Source organism: Aromatoleum diolicum, assembly GCF_012910955.1.
In the GTDB taxonomy this organism is placed as follows: Bacteria; Pseudomonadota; Gammaproteobacteria; order Burkholderiales; family Rhodocyclaceae; genus Aromatoleum; species Aromatoleum diolicum.
This window is the reverse complement of record NZ_WTVQ01000069.1, coordinates 1-18,136: the sequence shown is the minus strand read 5'-3', so window position 1 is coordinate 18,136 and position 18,136 is coordinate 1. Positions and strand designations below refer to the sequence as shown.

Sequence of the window (18,136 nt, the reverse complement as noted above, 5' to 3'; positions counted from 1 at the left end):
GGATTGTGGGGCGCCTGTCTTGTTAGTTAGTCGCGCGCCAGGGCGGATTCTTACAGAGTCGGGAACCGCGTGAAGCCAGGATGCCTATCCTTGCGCACGGATCTACTGCTTGGAGACTGTGTGGGACATATAAGGTTTCACGCGTCGTGACCACCCGCCGCGTCGGGACGCTTGCCAGGCATTGTTGTTCGGACGTGCCTGTGTCTTCGGCCAGTGGCCGCAGGCCGATCCGGCATTGTTCCAGGCGGTAGTGGCCGGTAATCCGGCCGGGCAGCATGCCGGAGTAATTCGACCTTACGGCGTCTGGTTCAGCAGATCGCGAACGGCCCCTTGGAACCGGCGCATCACTGCCGTACGGTCGAGGTCGGGGTTTCGGATACTGCGGCTCAGCAGTCCTTCAAACATCGCGGCGAGCACTTCGACCATGGCAGCAATCGTCGCGTCGTCGTCCTCATGGCCGGCAGCGCGGCGCATGTCGCGCAGCGTCAGGGTAAGGCTGTCGCGGCAGGCGCGATCGGCGGAACGCACGATCTCCGCAACGCGGGGGTTGCGCGAAGCTTCCGCGACGATCTCGAGTTTCAAGCCCGCCATCCACGGGTTGAGGTTGTCGTCGACGCCTTCGGCCACGCGTTCCAGCATTGCTTCCTGCACGTTGCGCGCGGATCGAATTTCGGCGGTAAGCGTCAACAGATTTTCAAGATCCCGTGCGACGATCGCGGCGATGATCGCTTCCTTGTTCTCGAAGTAGTGGTAGATGTGGCCGGCACTCATCCCCGCAGCTTTTGAAATCTGCGCGATGCTGGCGCCGTGAAAGCCGCTGCTGCGGAAGCACTCGGCCGCGGCACACAGGATCTGCGCGCGACGCGCTTCTGCTCGGGTGTGTTCGACGGGGTCTGCAGACATCGGCTATATATCTCCGAAGGTAATGAGAACGGTTTCTGTTGGTATTGCAGTGCAGCGAATCTTAACATAGAATGAGCGCTCAATCTAGAATATACATTCTAATTTTCGGTGCAGGATCGTGCTCCATGAGCGCGCGGTGCTCCGCCGACCCCAATCCCGAGGCGACTTCATGCAGATCAACCCCAACCTGCTTTTCAAGGCCCTGGTTCCGGTACTCGCAAGCACTTTTCTGGTCGCCGGTTGCAGTGGCGACAAGCAGCAGGGTGGCGCGCCAGGCGCTGCAGCACCGGCTGCCCCTGCCGTGACCGTAGTTGCCGTGCATACCGAGGCCGTGCCCCTGATGGTTGAATTGCCCGGGCGCACGGCGCCTTACCTGATCGCCGAAGTGCGGCCGCAGGTCACCGGCATAGTTAAGCAGCGCCAGTTCAATGAGGGCAGCGAGGTCAAGGCGGGGCAGGTGCTGTACCAGATCGACCCGGCGACCTATCAGGCAACGTACGACAGCGCGAAGGCCGCGTTGGCGCGTGCCGAGGCCAATCTCCATGCTGCCGGGTTGAAGGCGCAACGCTACGCCGATCTGGTCAAGATCGAAGCGGTGAGCAAGCAGGCGGACGATGAAGCGTCGGCAGCGTTGAAGCAGGCACAGGCCGATGTCGCAAGTGCGAAGGCCGCGGTCGACAGGGCGCGCATCGATCTCGATTTCACGCGGCTCAGTTCCCCGATCGCCGGACGCATCGGCCGCTCGGCCGTGACGCCGGGCGCCCTGGTCACGGCGAACCAGGCGGAAGCACTTGCCACCGTGCAGACGCTCGACCCGATCTACGTCGACGTCACGCAGTCCAGTGCCGATCTATTGCGCCTGAAGCGCGACCTCGCCAACGGCAAATTGCAGCGGGCTGGCGGTGATTCGGTGCCGGTAAAGCTGGTGCTCGAAGACGGGTCGGTGTACGGCGCGGAAGGCAAGCTGGCGTTCTCGGACGTCACCGTCGATCAGGGGACCGGCAGCGTGACGCTGCGTGCCGTGGTGCCGAATCCCAAAGGGGAATTGCTGCCCGGCATGTATGTGCGTGCGCGGCTGACGCAGGGCGTCAAGGGCGACGCGGTGCTGGTGCCGCATGTGGCGGTAAGCCACGATCCGCGCGGCAATGCGCAGGTGATGGTGGTCAATGGCGAGAGCAAGGTCGAGGCGCGCGTTGTCAAGGCCGAGCAGTCTCTCGGTGACAAGTGGGTGGTCACGGATGGGCTTGCCAGCGGTGATCGCGTGATCATCGAGGGGCTGCAACGGGTGCGTCCGGGGGCGCAGGTGGAGGCGCAGGAGGCAGGTGCGCCGAGTGCGAACGCTGCGAACGCCGCCAGCCCCGCCGCCGCGCCGGCCAAGAACTGAGGACTCGACCATGGCCCGCTTCTTCATTGATCGCCCCATCTTCGCCTGGGTCATCGCGATCGTCATCATGCTCGCCGGCGCGCTGTCGATCCTCCAACTGCCGGTGTCGCAGTACCCGACGATCGCGCCCCCCGCGGTGGTCATCAATGCCCGCTATCCCGGCGCGTCGGCGAAGGCGGTCGAGGACTCCGTGACCCAGGTCATCGAACAGAAGATGACCGGTCTCGACGGGCTGCTCTACATGAGTTCGGCCAGCGATTCCTTCGGCAATACGTCGCTCACGCTGACCTTCGATGCCGGCACGAATCCGGACATCGCCCAGGTGCAGGTGCAGAACAAGCTGCAGCTCGCGCTGCCACTGCTTCCGCAGGCGGTGCAGCAGCAGGGGGTGCAGGTCGCGAAGTCGGCGCGCAACTTCCTGATGGTGGTCGGCTTCGTGTCGCAAGACGGCAGCAAGAGCGGGGTCGACCTGTCGGACTTCATCGTTTCCAGCGTGCAGGATCCGCTGTCGCGCGTATCCGGCGTGGGCGAGGTGCAGGTGTTCGGCGCGCAGTACGCGATGCGGGTGTGGCTGGATCCGGCCAAGCTGACGAATTTCCGGCTCACGCCGGCGGATGTGCGCGTCGCCATCCAGGCGCAGAATACCGAGATCTCGGCAGGCCAGCTCGGCGGCACGCCGTCGCTGCCGGGGCAGGGATTCACTGCGACGATCACGGCGCAGAGTCGCCTGCAGAGCGTCGAGGAGTTCAATGCGATCCTGCTGCGGACTTCCGTACAGGGCGGCGAAGTGCGCCTCGGCGATGTGGCGCGCATAGAAATCGGCGCCGAGAACTACGGCACCCTCGCGCGCTACAACGGGCAGCCGGCTGCCGGCATCGGGGTCAAGTTGGCGGCCGGGTCGAACGCGCTGGCAACTGCCACTGCGGTGCGTGCGAAGCTCGAGGAAATGCAGCGATTTTTCCCCGAGGGCGTGACGGCGGTAATTCCGTACGACACGACGCCTTTCGTGAAGATCTCGATCCAGGAGGTGGTGAAGACGCTGCTGGAGGCGATCGCACTGGTGTTTCTGGTGATGTATCTGTTCCTGCAGAACCTGCGGGCGACGCTGATCCCGACGATTGCGGTGCCGGTGGTGCTGCTCGGTACCTTCGGCGTGATGGCGGCTTTCGGCTTTTCGATCAACACGCTGACGATGTTCGGTATCGTGCTGGCGATCGGTCTGCTGGTGGATGACGCGATCGTCGTTGTCGAGAACGTCGAGCGCGTGATGACCGAGGAGGGTTTGTCGCCGAAGGAGGCGACGAAGAAATCGATGGTGCAGATCACCGGTGCGCTGGTCGGCATCGGCCTGGTGCTGTCGGCGGTGTTCGTGCCGATGGCGTTTTTCGGCGGCTCGACGGGGGTGATTTACCGCCAGTTCTCGATCACCATCGTCTCCGCGATGGCGCTGTCGGTGCTGGTCGCGATCGTGTTTACGCCGGCGCTGTGCGCGACGATGCTCAAGCCGGTGCAGCAGGGGCATGCGCACGGGGAGGGGGGCTGGTTCGGCGGCTTCTTCCACTGGTTCAACGGTATGTTCGCTCGCAACACGCGGCGCTACGAATCCGCCGTCGGCAGCATCCTCGCGCGCAGCGTGCGTTTCCTGGCGATCTACGTGGCTATCGTCGCGGTGCTGGGCCTGCTGTTCCTGCGCATGCCCACTTCCTTCCTGCCGGAAGAGGATCAGGGCTTCATGTTCAACCAGGTGATGCTGCCGGCGGGGGCGACGCAGGAGCGCACGCTCGAAGTGCTGAAGAAGGTCGAACGGCACTTCCTCGAGACCGAAAAGGACACCGTGAAGTCGCTCTTCACGGTCGCCGGCTTCAGTTTCGGCGGCAGCGGCCAGAACATGGGCATCGGCTTCGTGAATCTGAAGCCGTGGGACGAACGCCAGGGCCCCGGCATGAACGTCAAGGACGTCGCCGGACGTGCAATGGGCGCGTTCTCGCAGATCCGCGAGGCGATGGTGTTCGCCTTCGTGCCGCCAGCGGTGGTCGAACTGGGCACTTCGAACGGTTTCAACGTGCAATTGCAGGATCGTGCCGGGCTCGGTCACGACGCGCTCGTCGCCGCCCGCAACCAGTTCCTCGGGTTGGCGGCGCAGGACAAGCGGCTCGTCGGCGTGCGGCCGAACGGCCAGGAGGACATGCCCGAGTACGAACTCGACATCGACCATGCGAAGGCGGCCGCACTCGGGGTGTCGGTGAGCGATATCAACGATACGCTGTCGACCGCCTGGGGCGGGACCTATGTGAACGACTTCCTCGATCGCGGCCGCATCAAGAAGGTGTATCTGCAGGCCGATGCGCACGCGCGCATGACGCCCGAGGATCTCGACAAGTGGTACGTGCGCAACGGTCAGGGCCAGATGGTGCCGTTATCCGCTTTCACGCGCGCCAACTGGACGTATGGGTCGCCGCGGCTGGAGCGTTACAACGGTCAGCCTTCGGTCGAACTGCTGGGCCAGGCGGCGCCGGGCCTGTCATCGGGCGACGCGATGACGGCAGTCGAGGAGATCATTGCCAAGCTGCCGGCGGGGATCGGTTTCGAATGGACCGGCACCTCGTACGAGGAGCGCCGCAGCGGTGCCCAGGCGCCGGCGCTGTATGCGCTGTCGTTGTTGGTGGTGTTCCTGTGCCTGGCTGCACTGTATGAAAGCTGGTCGGTGCCGTTCGCGGTGATGCTGGTCGTGCCGCTTGGTGTGCTCGGCGCTTTGCTGGCCGCGACCGGTCGCGGGCTGTCGAACGACGTGTATTTCCAGGTCGGTCTGCTCGCAACGATCGGCCTGTCGTCGAAGAACGCGATCCTGATTGTAGAGTTTGCGAAGGCGCAGATGGAGGAGGGCAAGGACGTGATCACTGCGACGCTTGAAGCGGTGCGCATGCGTCTGCGTCCGATCCTGATGACCTCATTGGCATTCGGTCTGGGTGTGCTGCCGCTGGCGATTGCGACGGGTGCCGGTTCCGGTAGCCAGAATGCGATCGGCACGGGTGTGCTCGGGGGCACGATTGCGGCGACGGCGCTGGGCATCTTTTTCGTGCCGCTGTTCTATGTCGCGATCAAGCGCGTCTTCAAGGACAAGCCGGCGCAGGATGGCGTTGCGATTGCCGCGCCCGCCGCACAGGAGAGCAACTGATGAACCCGCTCCGCACCTTGACCATCGCGCTGGCCGCGACACTGGCGGGCGCCTGCACGACGCTGATTCCGGACTACCTGCGGCCGGCGGCGCCGGTGCCGGCGGTCTTTCCGCAAGCCGCGTCGGGCTCGGATGCGACGGGCCCTCGGGCCGATGCGATCGCGTGGCGCGACTATTTTGCCGATGCCCGACTGCGCGAGCTGATCGATCTGGCGCTCGTCAACAACCGTGACCTGCGCATCGCCGCGCTCAACATCGAGCGTGCGCGTGCGCAATACGGTATCCAGCGCGCCGACCTGTTCCCGTCGATCGCCGCGACCGGCGGCCAGACGGCGCAGCGCCTGCCGGCGGATCTTGGCCGCGATGGCGAGGCGACAACGACGCGGCAATACAGCGCGACGGTGGGTTTTTCCGCCTATGAACTCGATTTCTTCGGCCGCATCCGCAGTCTCAACGCGCAGGCGCTGGAGCAGTATCTTGGCACCGAAGAAGCGCGGCGCAGCGCCCAGATCAGCCTCGTGGCCGAAGTGGCGAACGCGTGGCTGCGGCTTGCGGCCGACCGCGAGCGCATGGCGCTGGCGCGCAACACCTACGATACGCGGCAAAAGTCGTACGAACTGACGCGCCGCAGCGTCGAGGCCGGCGCGGCGTCGGCGCTCGAACTGCGCCAGGCGCAAACGCTGCAGGAGACAGCGCGTGCCGATGCGGCCCGCTACAGCGCGCTTGTGGCGCAGGACCAGAACGCCCTCGCGCTGATCGTCGGCGCACCGGTGCCGGCCGGATTGATGCCGGATACGCTTGGCGACTCGGTCAGCTCGGTGGCCGATTTGCCGGCCGGGGTGCCGTCGGAGGTTCTGACACGGCGCCCGGACATCCTGCAGGCGGAGCGCCAGTTGCGCGCTGCCAATGCGAACATCGGCGCGGCGCGCGCGGCCTTCTTTCCGCGTATCACGCTAACGGCGGCTGCGGGCACGGCGAGCGGCTCGCTGGATGGTCTGTTCGGGGCCGGCTCGGGTACGTGGAGTTTCATTCCGCAGATTTCGCTACCGATCTTCGAGGCCGGGCGGCTGACTGCCAGTCTGGACGCTGCGAAGGTGCAGCGCGAAATCACCGTCGCGCAATACGAAAAGGCGATCCAGGGGGCGTTCCGCGAAGTCGCCGACGCGCTGGCCGAACGCGCGACGCTGGCGGAGCAGCTCGACGCGCGACGCAAGCTCGTCGAGGCGAGCGAGGGCAGCTTCCGGCTTTCTGACGCGCGCTACAAGGCGGGGGTGGATAGCTATCTGGGTCTGCTCGATGCGCAGCGCGCGCTGTACGGTGCCGAGCTGGAGTTGATCGGTGTGCGCCTGTCCGATGCGGCCAACCGCGTTGCGTTGTACAAGGCGCTTGGGGGCGGCTGGCAGTAGGTGTCACCCGCCGGGCGGTAAACGAAGTTTCGGCGCAGCCAAAAGCGAAGCGTCTTTCCGCCGCGCATCGGGACCGCGCCGAACGGCGGATAACGCCGCTTCGCGGCTCATCCGCCCTGCGCCGTCACCCCGCCAAGGGGTGACGGCGTGGCGACTCGTTCAGCCTCCCGCGATGATCGGGACGAAGGCGACGCGGTCGCCGTCACGCAGCGACGTGGTGCGTTCGCCGGACAGGACCATGTGGCCGTTGACCGCCACGTTCCACGAATGGTCGTTGAGCGCTTCGCGGGCTTCCGGGAAGCGGCGGCGCAGGGCGTCACGCAGGTCGATGACATTGGCGACCCGTTCGTCGATCACGACAGTCTTTTCCGGTGCGCCGGGCAGCACATGCGGCAGTTCGACGCGCACGGCGAAACCGGTGGTGGTGTGGGCGAGTTGCTCGTGCCACTCGGCTTTCGGCACCCCTTCGGCATTGAGCCCGGTGACTTCGTAGAAGCGCGCCTTCATCGCTTCGAATTCCTTGCGATCGACCTTCTCGCCCTTGAACGGGCCGACTTCGATTTCCTCCTCGAACCAGCGCCGCGGCAGGGTGTCGTCCTTGGCGCGCAGGCCGAGGCGGAAGTTGAGCAGGCGTTCGAGGCCGGTGATGTTGCGGCCGATCTCGTTGAGCTGCTCACCATTGAACTCGAGTTCCGTGGCGGAGGAGAGCTGGGTCGCGAAGTCGCCGCAATCAGGCGTCGTCGGCGAATTGAACAGTTTGGTGTTGAAGCGGCACATGCCGACCGAGTCGCCGACGGCGAAGGTGTTCTCGCAGCGGCGCACGGCGAACTCCTTGCCTTCGTAGCGGTTCGGCTCGGCCGCGACGGTGCCGCCGTAGAGTTCGGTCTTGAACGGTGCGTCGTCGTTGATGCGCGCGTTGATCTCGAGTGTGACGCGGTTGCGCAGATGGTCCATGCCACGGGTGGCGACCGACAGGCCCAGCGCGAAGGCCTTGAGGATGCGCGCATCGTGCGGGTCGGACTGGAACAGGCCCTTGACCGCCATGCGGTAGTCGAGCGCTTCGGCCGGGTACTTGCCGCGTTCGACGGCGCGCGCCGAGTCGGCAATGGTGTCGCCGAAACCTTCGCGCTTCGCGGTCATGAAGAGCAGCTTCTCGACCGTTTCGTAGTTGCCCCAGGACAGATCCAGTCCGCCGGTGTGGCTGGCGTCGATGATGCCGCGCTGCCACAGTTCCATCGCCCACGAGATCGCACTGCCGGTGGAAGCCGAGTCCAGCCCGAGGTCGTTGAGGATGTTGTTCAGACGCAGAATGTGCTCGGGTTCCTTCAGACCGATCATCGGACCGAACTTGCCGACGGTAACGTATTCCGGCCCGTCGCCCTTGTCGTACTGGTCGAATTTGCCGTCGTTGTGGATGCCGTTGTAGGTGCGCTGCTTGCCGTGTTCGACATCGGCCTGCGCCTTGTCATAACTGGCGTTGCCCTTGAGCCCCTTGAGCGCGGCCGAGCCCCAGCCGCCCTTGCCTTCGGGGGTCATGTCGTTCTGGTTGCGGCAATGCACCGGGCACTTGAAGCAGCCGTCCATGCCGGGGCGGTAGGGGTCGAAGTTGTCGGCGTCGAGCGTCGGGTACCAGGCGGTCTTCTGGTTGTTCATCGTGCCGAGCGCGCCGAGCACGCGCGAGGGCTTGTACAGGAAGGGCGTGCCAACCTGCTTGAGCGCGTTCTTGATGACGGACGTGGAGGTGATCTTCTTGCCGATCACCTTGTTGTGCGCTTTCAGTTCGGCGGCTTTCGGCGCTTCGCCGGGCTTGCCGTGCACCATGATGCCTTTCAGTCGCAGCGCACCCATCTTCGCGCCGCCGCCGCCGCGCGCCCAGATCGCCTTGATGCCGCCCATGATGCCGCTGCACAGTGCGAGGTTTTCGCCGGCGGTGGTGATGCGCGCAAGCGCCATGTCCTTGCGCTCGGTGCAGGCGAAGTCGCGTTCGATCGCCGCCGGCATGTCGAGGTTGTCGAGGCCGACATAGGGCGTCGCGTCGAGGAACTGGACCTCGTCATGCGCGATGCGCAGCAGCGTCCATTGCGGCGCCAGGCCGAACAGCACGATGTGGTCGTAGCCGTGGCGCTTGACGAAGGACGGGAAGTAATCGCCGCCATTGGAGTCGAGGATGGCGTTGCTGTCCGGAGAGCGGCTGGTGAAGTTGCCGCGCGTGGCGGCCGGCATGTCGCCGGTGAGCGTGCCGGCGCCGAAGATCAGCGGGACTTCCGGGTCAAGGGCGTCGCGCTCTTCCTGCAGCAGGTTGTACAGCAGGTACATATTGGCGCCGCGGCCGCCAAGATAGGTGCGCAGCACTTCCAGCGGCAGGTACTTCCTGCGCGTTTCACGCTTCTCCAGATCGACGAACAGCACAGCGCCCTGCGTCGCGTACTGCGGCGCGTCGTGCAGGCGCTCGCACAGCTGTTCAACCTTGTCCCTGATCCCCATTGCCGTCTCCTGTAGTTCGGTATTCTGCGCTTAGTGTTGCAATAAAACAGTTTGAAGTCAAACAAAAAAATCGACATGTTCATTGGCTGTGAAATGGCGGGCTCGGAGGAGAGGCCGGACGGTTTTCCTGCGTCGCTGCCGGAGCGCGAAACGCAATACTGGTGCGGGATGCGGACCAATACCAGGCTAAATGAGAGCGATTCCTCTTGGTGTAGTGCACTGCAAGATACGTTGATCTTCATCAATTGAACTACAAATAGACTAGGTGGAATATTGTGGTCCGGATACCTCAGGCCTATCGTGCGCCACAGACACCGATACCGGTGCGCAGGAGGAGACGATGGAAAAACGTATCAAGCTTGCAATCAGGGCTGTTGTGGGGGCCGCGCTGGCGCTGGCGGTCGGTGCGGCATCGGCCGAGGTGGTGACGCTAAAGGTGGCGCACTTCCTGCCGCCGGGATCGACGGCGCACGCGAAGTTCATCACCCCGTGGTGCGAGAAGATCAACAAGGAATCGGCAGGGCAGCTGAAGTGCCAGATCTATCCGGCGATGCAGCTCGGCGGCACCCCGCCGCAACTGATCGACCAGGTGCGCGACGGCGTCGCCGACATCGTATGGACGCTGCCTGGTTACAGCGCAGGTCGCTTCCCGGCAGTCGAGGTGTTCGAGCTGCCCTTCATGATCAACAAGGCCGAAGCCTCGAGCCGCGCGCTATGGGAATACGTGCGCGAGAACAAGCTCGACCAGTCCGAGTTCAAGGACGTGAAGCCGATCCTGTTCCATGTGCATGATGGCGGACAGCTGCATCTGGTGAAAAAACCGATCGCGACGCTATCGAATTTCCGCGGCCTGAAGCTGCGTGCGCCGACGCGCCAGACCAACAAGTTCATCGCCGCGCTGGGTGCGACGCCGGTGGGCATGCCCGTGCCGCAGGTGTCGGAGGCGCTGTCGAAGGGCGTCATCGACGGCGCGATGATGCCCTGGGAGGTGGTTCCCGCGGTGAAGGCCCAGGAAATGGTGAAGTTCCACAGTGAGAGCGATCCGAAGTTCCGTTCGCTGTACACCACGGCCTTCATCTTTGCGATGAACAAGGCGAAGTACGACTCGCTGGCGCCCGATCTGAAGGCGGTAATCGACGCCAACGGCGGTGCGGATGCGTCGGCGTGGGTCGGCAAGGTGTGGGACGAATCGGCGACGGAAGCGCGCAAGCTCGCCGCCGACCGTGGCAATCAATTCAACCGGATCCCCGCCGAAGAGTTGGGCGCGTGGCAGAGGGCCGGGCAGGTGGTGTACGACTCGTGGGTGTCGGAGGTGTCGGCCAAGGGCTACGACGGCAAGGCGCTGCTCAAGAGCGCTCAGAGTCTCGTCGGCAAGTACGACCCGCTGTAAGCGTGTCCCTTGCATGAGCGGGCGCGGCGCGACCCTTGCCGGTTGCGCCGCGCATTGAAGCACGCTTGGCTTGACGTCGCGACGCTGTATTGCCCGCCGCGGGATAGCCATCTCAACGGGAGACATTGAAATGTCCGAACCCCTTGCATCGCCGATATGTCTGCCGCAGGACGCGCTCGGGCGTGCCCTGTTCTTCTTGTCTCGTGGCTTCGCCGGCGTCGGCGGGCTGGTGCTGGTGGCTGTCAGTGTGATGTCGGTGGGCAGCATCGCCAGCCGTGCATTGACGGGGAGCGCCCTGCTGGGCGACTTCGAGCTGGTGCAGATCGGCTCCGCCATAGCCGTTGCTGCCTTTCTGCCTTGGGGGCAGATGCGCGGCAGCCACGTCTTCGTCGATTTCTTCACCACAGGCTTGGGGCCGCGCATGCGGGCGCGCCTCGACGCGGTCGGCGCCTTGCTGCTGGGCGTGTGCGCGGCGCTCGTGGCGTGGCGCATGCTGATCGGCACGGTCGGGCTCGAAGCGAGCGGTGAGACGTCGATGCTGCTCGGCGTGCCGATCTGGTACGCATACGGGCTGATGTTGCCGTCCTTCATGTTGTTGTCGGCGACGGCGTTGTACACGTCGTGGCGGAAATTCCAGGGAGAGCCGACATGAGCGGCACCGCCATCGGGGCAAGTTTCTTCGGCGTGCTGCTGGTGCTGCTGGCGCTGCGCGTGCCGATCGCGATCGCGATGCTGATGACCGGGGCGGCCGGCTACGTGACGATGGCGGGCTGGGACCCGCTGCTCAGTTACCTGAAGACCGTCGCCTACGGGCGCTATTCAATCTACGACCTGTCGGTGGTGCCGCTGTTCCTGTTGATGGGCGGCTTCGCGTCGCGCGGGGGGCTGTCGAAAGCCCTGTTCGGGGCGGCCGAATCGATGATCGGTCACTACCGTGGTGGTGTCGCGATGGCGGCGGTGGGCGCCTGTGCGGGCTTCGGCGCGATCTGCGGCTCATCGCTGGCGACCGCTGCGACGATGGGGCAGGTGGCCCTGCCGGAACTGCGCCGCCTGAACTATTCGCCGGCGCTGGCGACGGCGACGCTGGCAGCGGGCGGCACGCTGGGCATCCTGATTCCGCCGTCGGTGGTGCTGGTGATCTACGCGATCCTCGCCGAGCAGAACATCTCCAAGCTGTTCGCTGCGGCGCTGATACCCGGGATCATCGCCGCCCTCGGTTACATCCTCGTCATCGCGCTGTATTGCCGCCTCGATCCGGGCTCCGGGCCGGCGGCGGAACGCAAGTGCTGGGGCACGCGGCTGCGAGCGCTGATCGACGTGTGGCCGGTGCTGGCGATCTTCGTCATCGTGATCGGGGGCATCTACGGCGGCATCTTTACGCCGACCGAGGCAGCGTCGGTGGGGACGATTGGCGCCGGCGTGCTGGCCGTCGCAAAGGGCATGCGTTTCGACGGCCTGATGGAGGCTTTGTACGGAACCGCCGAAGCGACTGCGATGATCTTCCTGATCCTCCTCGGCGCGGATGTGCTCAACGTGTTTCTGGCCTTGTCGCAGATGCCGGCGGAACTCGCCGCCTGGGTCACGGGCTCGGGACTGCCGCCTCTGCTGGTGTTGTTCTCGATCATCCTGATCTACGTGGTCCTCGGATGCGTGATGGACAGCCTGTCGATGATCCTGCTGACCATCCCGATCTTCTTCCCGATCATCATGGGGCTGGATTTCTGGGGTCTCGATCAGACCGAGAAGGCAATCTGGTTCGGCATCCTCGCGCTGATGGTGGTAGAGGTCGGCCTGATCACGCCGCCGGTGGGGATGAACGTCTACATCATCAACAGTCTGGCCAAGAACGTGCCGATGTCGGCGACCTTCCGCGGCATCGTGCCCTTTCTGATGTCGGATGCCTTGCGTGTGGTGTTGCTGGTGTTCTTTCCGGCGCTAACGCTGTTCCTCGTCCGGTTTACCGGATAAATCCGCGGGTGATTTCCCGCGGGAATGGAGATGTGAGAATGAATGCTGCTGAAATCCTGCTATCCGTCGGTGCAGATGCCGCGATTGCGATCGAGTGCGATGAACGGCGCGTGAGCTATGCGGCCCTGCGCGAACGCGTGCGGCGCGCGGCGGGCGCCTGGCAAGCGCTGGGACTGAAGACGGGGGAGCGCGTGGTCGTGTATGCCCCGGATAGCGATGACTGGGTCGAGGTGTATCTCGGCGCGATCTGGGCTGGCGGCGTGGTGATCGGCGTCAATCCGCGTCTGTCGATGGGGGAGCTGACGCCGATTCTGACGGAATGCGAAGCGCGTTTCGTCTGGTGCGAAGCCCCTCAGGCCGAGGAGCTTGTCGCCTTGGTCGCCAGTCTTCCTGGCGCGGTCGAGGTCGTCTCCAGCGGCGTCGCGCAGCGCGACTGGGCGCAATGCCTGGCGGGGGCAAAAGGCGTCGACGCGGTCCAGCTCGACAGCGAGGACCCTGCACTCTGGATCGGTACGTCGGGCACCACCGGCACGCCGAAAGGTGTGGTGCACGCTCAACGCACGGTGGTCAACGCCCACTCGTTCGCCTGCGGGATCCTCGGCCTCACGGCGGCGGATCGGCTGTATGCCAGCTCCAAGCTGTTTTTCGCCTATGCGCTGGGCAACAGCCTGTTTGCCGGTCTGCGCGCGGGCGCAACGGTGATCCTCGACCGCGAGTGGCCGACCCCGGAGCGGGTCGAATTCATGGTCGACCGGCATCGCCCGACGCTGCTGTTCAGCGTGCCGACGCTGTATCACAAGATGCTGCAGATGGGCATCGCATCACGTCTCGCCGACCGCGGCATCCGCCATTTCGTGTCGGCTGGCGAGGCGCTGCCGCCGGCGGTGCGTCGAGGCTGGTGCGAGGCGACCGGGCACGCGCTGGTCAGTGGCTACGGCACGTCCGAAACCCTGTGCCTGATGCTCTACAGCGATGAGGAATCGGGCCTGATGCGCCCGACGCCATTGACGGATGTGCGCTACGCCCCGGGTGTCGATCCGGACGTGCCGCAGCGCGTGTGGGTGCGCCACACGACGGTGGCGCTGGGATACTGGAAACGCCCGGAGGCGCAGGCTGACGGATTCTGCGACGGCTGGTTCTCGCCGGGCGACATGTTCCTGCGTCATGCCGACGGGCAGCTGGAGTACACCGGGCGCAATGACGACATGTTGAAGATCGCCGGCCAGTGGGTGAGCACCTTGTGGGTCGAACAATCGCTCGCAGCCGCGTGCGGCGAGACCCTGCACCAGATTGCCTCGGTCGGCGTCAGCACCGCCGACGGGCTGACGGCCCTGGCCGTGCTGGCGGTTGCGATGCCGGGCCAGTCCGCCGAGGCATGCCGGCGCATGGAGGCAGGCATTGCCGCATTGCCGGGCCACCGCCGGCCGCGCTGGGTACATTGGCTCGACGCCCTGCCGCTGACCGCGACCGGCAAACTGCAGCGCGGGCGACTGCGTGCGCTGCATGAGGACCTGATGGGCGCCGCCGCCTGATTCGTTCGCGCGGCCCGCTGGTGTGGTACGTTGAGAATTCTTAAGGAATTATCTATTTGAAAGTGCAGGAGCGCCTTCAGCCGCGGATGCCGCGTGACAAAAGGCTGCGCGGCTAATACCGCTCCTGCCGCCAGGCGGAAAGGGTGGTGGCAATGCGTGCGGATCAGCTGGATTTCTTCTCCCTGGTGGAGTTCAGCCCGGATCAGGGAGGTATCCAGTTCTGCGGCCGGCGGGCCATCCTGCTGCACACCGATGCAATGGGGGCGCTGCGCAAGGAGCTCGTCGAGACGCTCGGCGCCGACATCGCAAAGGTGATCCTGACGCGCTACGGATTCAGTTGTGGCCACGAGGACGCCGGGCTGCTCGCGGCCTACATGAACCCGGATACGGTCGAGCAGTTCGTCCGCGGCGGCCCGCGGGTGCACATGTTTTCCGGCATTGCGGACGTCGAGACGCGCGAACTCGAAGTCGATCGTGAGCGCGGCCACTACCGCATGAGCGGCTTCTGGCGGCGCTCGTACGAAGCCGAACAGCATCTGCGGCTGTTCGGGCGTTCCGACGAGTCGGTGTGCTGGACGCTCGCCGGCTACGCATCGGGCTTCGCGTCCTACGTGTTCGACACCGACATGATCTGCGTCGAGCACGAATGCGAAGGGCGGGGCGACGATCATTGCGCGTGGACGCTCATGAACGCCGCCGACTGTTCGCCGGAGTTCGCCGGTCTGCGCAAGTATTTCCAGCCGCTGAACATCAAGGACCGCATCAACGTCCTCGAAGGCAAGGTCTATGAACGCACACGGGAACTCGAAGCGTCGGAGCAGCGCTACCGCAACCTGATCGAGGATCTGCCGGAAATGGTGTTTGCGCTGCACCTTTCCGGCCGCATGGTGCAGCTCAACAAGGCCGGGCGCACGCGGCTGGGTATTTTGCCGGATCAGCTGCCGGGCCTTCGGCTGAAGGATCTGGTGCTGCCCGCATACCGCGCCAAGGCCTCGAACTTCCTCAAATGCATCGCTCGCGAGCGCACGGCGACACGGCTCGACGTGGTCATGCGGGATACCGACGGGCGCGATTTTCCGGTGCAGCTGCAGGTGGAACCGGTGTTCAAGGACGACAAGATCGTCGGTTACAGCGGGCTGGCGATCGACGTCACGGCGCAGCAGGAACGCGAACGGAAACTGACCGAGTACGCCGCACGGCTGGAAAACCGCGAGCAGCAGATCCACGACATCATCAACGATGCGGTCTACATCCTCGATCTCGATGCGCGCTTCAGTTTCGTCAACGCGCGCATGGCCGAGCTGCTGGGCGTGCCGGCCGATCGCGCGATCGGACGCTGCTGTGGCGAGCTGATGCTGCATTCGTCCGCATTGCGCGTCGAGCGCGATTTCCAACGGCGTCTGAAGGGTGAAGCGGGCCCGCCATTCGAGATCATGCTGGCGCCGGCCGGTGCGTCGAAGCGTCTGCTGGAGGTCAGCAGCGCGGTGCTGTCGAGCGACGGCAAGCCCGAAGGCGTGATCGGCGTCGCGCGCGACATCACCGCGCGGCGCGAGATGGAGCGGCAGCTCGCGCAGGCCAACCGGCTCAGTTCGCTGGGGCAGTTCGCCTCCGGCATCGCTCACGAGATCAACAACCCGCTCGGGCTGGTGTCGGGGTTTGCCGAAGAATTGCAGTCGCTGATGGAGGCCGTTCCCGGTGCCGCCGAGAATCCCGATCTGGCCGTGCTGCGCCGCGGCCTGACGACGATCCAGGAACAGGCCCAGCGTTGCAAGGCGATCACCGATAACCTGCTGCTGTTTTCGCGCAAGCAGAGTGCCCCGATCGAACCGGTCGATGCGGCGATGTTCGTGCGCGAGCGTCTTGCGTCGTACCACGAGGTCGGCCTGACTCGCGGGCTGGACATCGAGTTGCGCGTCGAGACCGGTCTGCCACCGATCGCCACCAACCCGACTCTGCTCGACCAGGTGATGCAGAACCTGCTGAAGAACGCCCGCGATGCGATGAACGGCGGCGGGCGGATCGGCATTGTGCTACGACCCGCGAATGCGGGCGTCGATCTCGAAGTGCTCGACGAAGGGCCGGGGCTGCCCGCGGGGGTCATCGACCACGTGTTCGACCCGTTCTTCACCACCAAGCCGCCGGGGCGCGGAACCGGCCTCGGCCTGTCGATCTGCTACGGCATCATGTCCGAACTGGACGGCCGCATCGACTGCGGCAATCGCCCGGAAGGCGGCGCGTGGTTCCGCATTTTTCTGCCTGCCCATGAACTTGGCATGGAGGCGCGCGTGCAATGAAAGCGCATATTCTGATCGTCGACGACGAAGTCCTGTACCGGCAGTTGCTTACCAGCCGCCTCGGGCGCGCCGGCTATCGGCTGAGCGAAGCGGCCGACGGCGAAGCGGCGCTGGAATGCGCGCAGAACGGCGACGTCGATCTCGCACTGGTCGACATCAAGATGCCCGGCATTGACGGCATCGAAGTGCTCAAGCGGCTCAAGGCGCTCGATCCGCTGATCGAGGTGGTGATCCTGACCGGGCACGGCAATGTCGATACGGCAATCTCGGCAATGAAGCTGGGCGCCTTCGACTACCTCTCCAAGCCGTACAAGCTCACCGAACTCGACATCATCGTCGAGCGCGCGCTGGAAAAACGCGCCCTCGCGCAGCGTTGCGCGGCGCTGAGTGCGGAAGTAGCGCACCTGCGCGGCGCCGACGACACCGCGGTGATCGGGCAGAGCGCATTGTGGCGACGCACGCTCGAACTTGTGCGCAAGGCGGCGCCGCTGGATCTGCCGGTGCTGATCACCGGCGAAAGCGGTGCCGGCAAGGAAGTCATCGCGAGCGCCCTGCATCGCTGGAGCGCGCGCGCGGCCGAATCCTACGTGCCGCTCAATTGCGGCCTGCTCGACGGCGAACTGGTCGAAAGCGAACTGTTCGGTCACAAGCGCGGCGCATTTTCCGGAGCGAGCGCCGACAAGGAGGGGCTGTTCCAGATCGCCAGTGCCGGGACGCTGTTCCTCGACGAGATCGGCGAGTTGCCGGCGGCGTGTCAGGCCAAGTTGCTGCGGGTGCTCGACTCCGGCGAATTCCGCCAGCTCGGTGCCACCGCCTTGCGCCGCACCAACGCGCGCGTCATCGCCGCGACGCATCGTGACATGGACGCGCTGGTCGCCCACGGCAAGTTCCGCCACGACCTGCTGTACCGGCTGAACGTCGTACATATCCATGTGCCGCCGCTGCGCGAACGGCCGGAGGACATCCCGCTGCTGGTCGACTACCTGATGCGCCGCAGCGCCCGCGCGAGCGGGGCGCGGCCACATATCGCGCCCGCCGCCCTTGCGCGGCTGGCGGGCTATGGCTGGCCCGGCAACGTGCGCGAACTGCGCAACGTCATCGAGCGCCTCGTAGCGTTCGGCGACGGCACGACGATCGAGGACGCCGATGTCTGCGCGATCCTGCGCCTTCCCGGCGGTACGCCGGTAACCACGCCTGCCCCGCAGGCCTTTTCCGGCATCGTGTCGCTGGACGATTTCGAGCGCGACTACGTCGTGTGGGTGCTCGACAAGCTCGGCGGCAACGTCAGCGCGGCGGCACAAGCGCTGGGCGTATCGCGCTCGACGGTCTATCGCTTCCTGCGCACGGTAGCGCCGGCCGACTAGCCGGGCGTCTGGCTGACGGACTACAAAGGGACTTCCCACTTCCGCCCGCGGCATTGGCCGCCCGGCATCGAAGTGCCAAGATTGAATTGCTGAAGTTCAATCTGAGATCGCGAAAGGGGAAGTCCAAATGAATACTACGACGGTCGGCGTGGATCTGGCAAAGAACGTGTTCGTCGCCTGTGTGGCGGACGGCGCGGGCCGGGTGATCGAGACGCGCGAGTTCAACCGCGCCGGGT

11 protein-coding genes are annotated in these 18,136 nt (G+C 65.1%); 9 read left to right on the top strand and 2 right to left on the bottom strand.

Annotated elements, in window-relative coordinates:
- Positions 1-294 precede the first annotated feature (294 nt).
- Positions 295-903 carry a TetR/AcrR family transcriptional regulator gene (locus tag GPA25_RS22565; RefSeq protein WP_169262654.1) on the bottom strand — a complete coding sequence of 203 codons (609 nt, stop codon included), beginning with the start codon at positions 901-903 and terminating at the stop codon, positions 295-297.
- A gap of 169 nt (positions 904-1,072) precedes the next feature.
- On the opposite strand from GPA25_RS22565, the gene GPA25_RS22560 reads away from it, so the two are divergent.
- The 3 genes from GPA25_RS22560 to adeC are packed head-to-tail and all read left to right on the top strand — an operon-like array spanning position 1,073 to position 6,868.
- Entirely contained in the window at positions 1,073-2,287 is a 1,215-nt protein-coding gene (locus tag GPA25_RS22560; RefSeq protein WP_169262653.1) for an efflux RND transporter periplasmic adaptor subunit, read from the top strand.
- A gap of 10 nt (positions 2,288-2,297) precedes the next feature.
- Positions 2,298-5,462: an efflux RND transporter permease subunit gene (locus GPA25_RS22555; RefSeq protein ID WP_169262652.1), complete on the top strand. Its 3,165-nt coding sequence runs from the start codon at positions 2,298-2,300 to the stop codon at positions 5,460-5,462.
- Positions 5,462-6,868: an AdeC/AdeK/OprM family multidrug efflux complex outer membrane factor gene (gene adeC, locus GPA25_RS22550; protein ID WP_169262651.1), complete on the top strand. Its 1,407-nt coding sequence runs from the start codon at positions 5,462-5,464 to the stop codon at positions 6,866-6,868. The genes GPA25_RS22555 and adeC overlap by 1 nt, the downstream gene beginning before the upstream one ends.
- Positions 6,869-7,027: 159 nt before the next feature.
- Here the strand turns inward: adeC and GPA25_RS22545 are convergent, their stop codons facing one another.
- Positions 7,028-9,352 carry an aldehyde ferredoxin oxidoreductase C-terminal domain-containing protein gene (locus GPA25_RS22545; RefSeq protein WP_169262650.1) on the bottom strand — a complete coding sequence of 775 codons (2,325 nt, stop codon included), beginning with the start codon at positions 9,350-9,352 and terminating at the stop codon, positions 7,028-7,030.
- Between the two features lie 340 nt (positions 9,353-9,692).
- Here GPA25_RS22545 and GPA25_RS22540 point away from each other — a divergent pair, with 340 nt between their 5' ends.
- The 6 genes from GPA25_RS22540 (at position 9,693) to GPA25_RS22515 (ending at position 17,900) form a co-directional block, all read left to right on the top strand.
- The gene (locus tag GPA25_RS22540) at positions 9,693-10,742 is read left to right on the top strand and encodes a TRAP transporter substrate-binding protein (protein ID WP_169262649.1); all 1,050 of its coding nucleotides are present in this window, start codon (positions 9,693-9,695) and stop codon (positions 10,740-10,742) included.
- A 130-nt stretch (positions 10,743-10,872) separates the two neighbouring features.
- Complete coding sequence (locus GPA25_RS22535) at positions 10,873-11,394, top strand: TRAP transporter small permease (protein WP_169262648.1); 522 nt, start codon at positions 10,873-10,875, stop codon at positions 11,392-11,394.
- Positions 11,391-12,710 (top strand): TRAP transporter large permease, encoded by a 1,320-nt coding sequence (locus tag GPA25_RS22530; protein ID WP_169262647.1) that lies wholly within the window; start codon positions 11,391-11,393, stop codon positions 12,708-12,710. Before GPA25_RS22535 ends, GPA25_RS22530 begins: the two co-directional genes overlap by 4 nt.
- A 38-nt stretch (positions 12,711-12,748) precedes the next feature.
- Positions 12,749-14,242: an AMP-binding protein gene (locus GPA25_RS22525; protein WP_169262646.1), complete on the top strand. Its 1,494-nt coding sequence runs from the start codon at positions 12,749-12,751 to the stop codon at positions 14,240-14,242.
- A 152-nt stretch (positions 14,243-14,394) separates the two neighbouring features.
- Positions 14,395-16,536, top strand: coding sequence for a PAS domain S-box protein (locus tag GPA25_RS22520; RefSeq protein ID WP_169262655.1), 2,142 nt, complete (start codon positions 14,395-14,397; stop codon positions 16,534-16,536).
- Complete coding sequence (locus GPA25_RS22515; RefSeq protein WP_169262645.1) at positions 16,533-17,900, top strand: sigma-54-dependent transcriptional regulator; 1,368 nt, start codon at positions 16,533-16,535, stop codon at positions 17,898-17,900. The genes GPA25_RS22520 and GPA25_RS22515 overlap by 4 nt, the downstream gene beginning before the upstream one ends.
- Positions 17,901-18,136 lie beyond the last annotated feature (236 nt).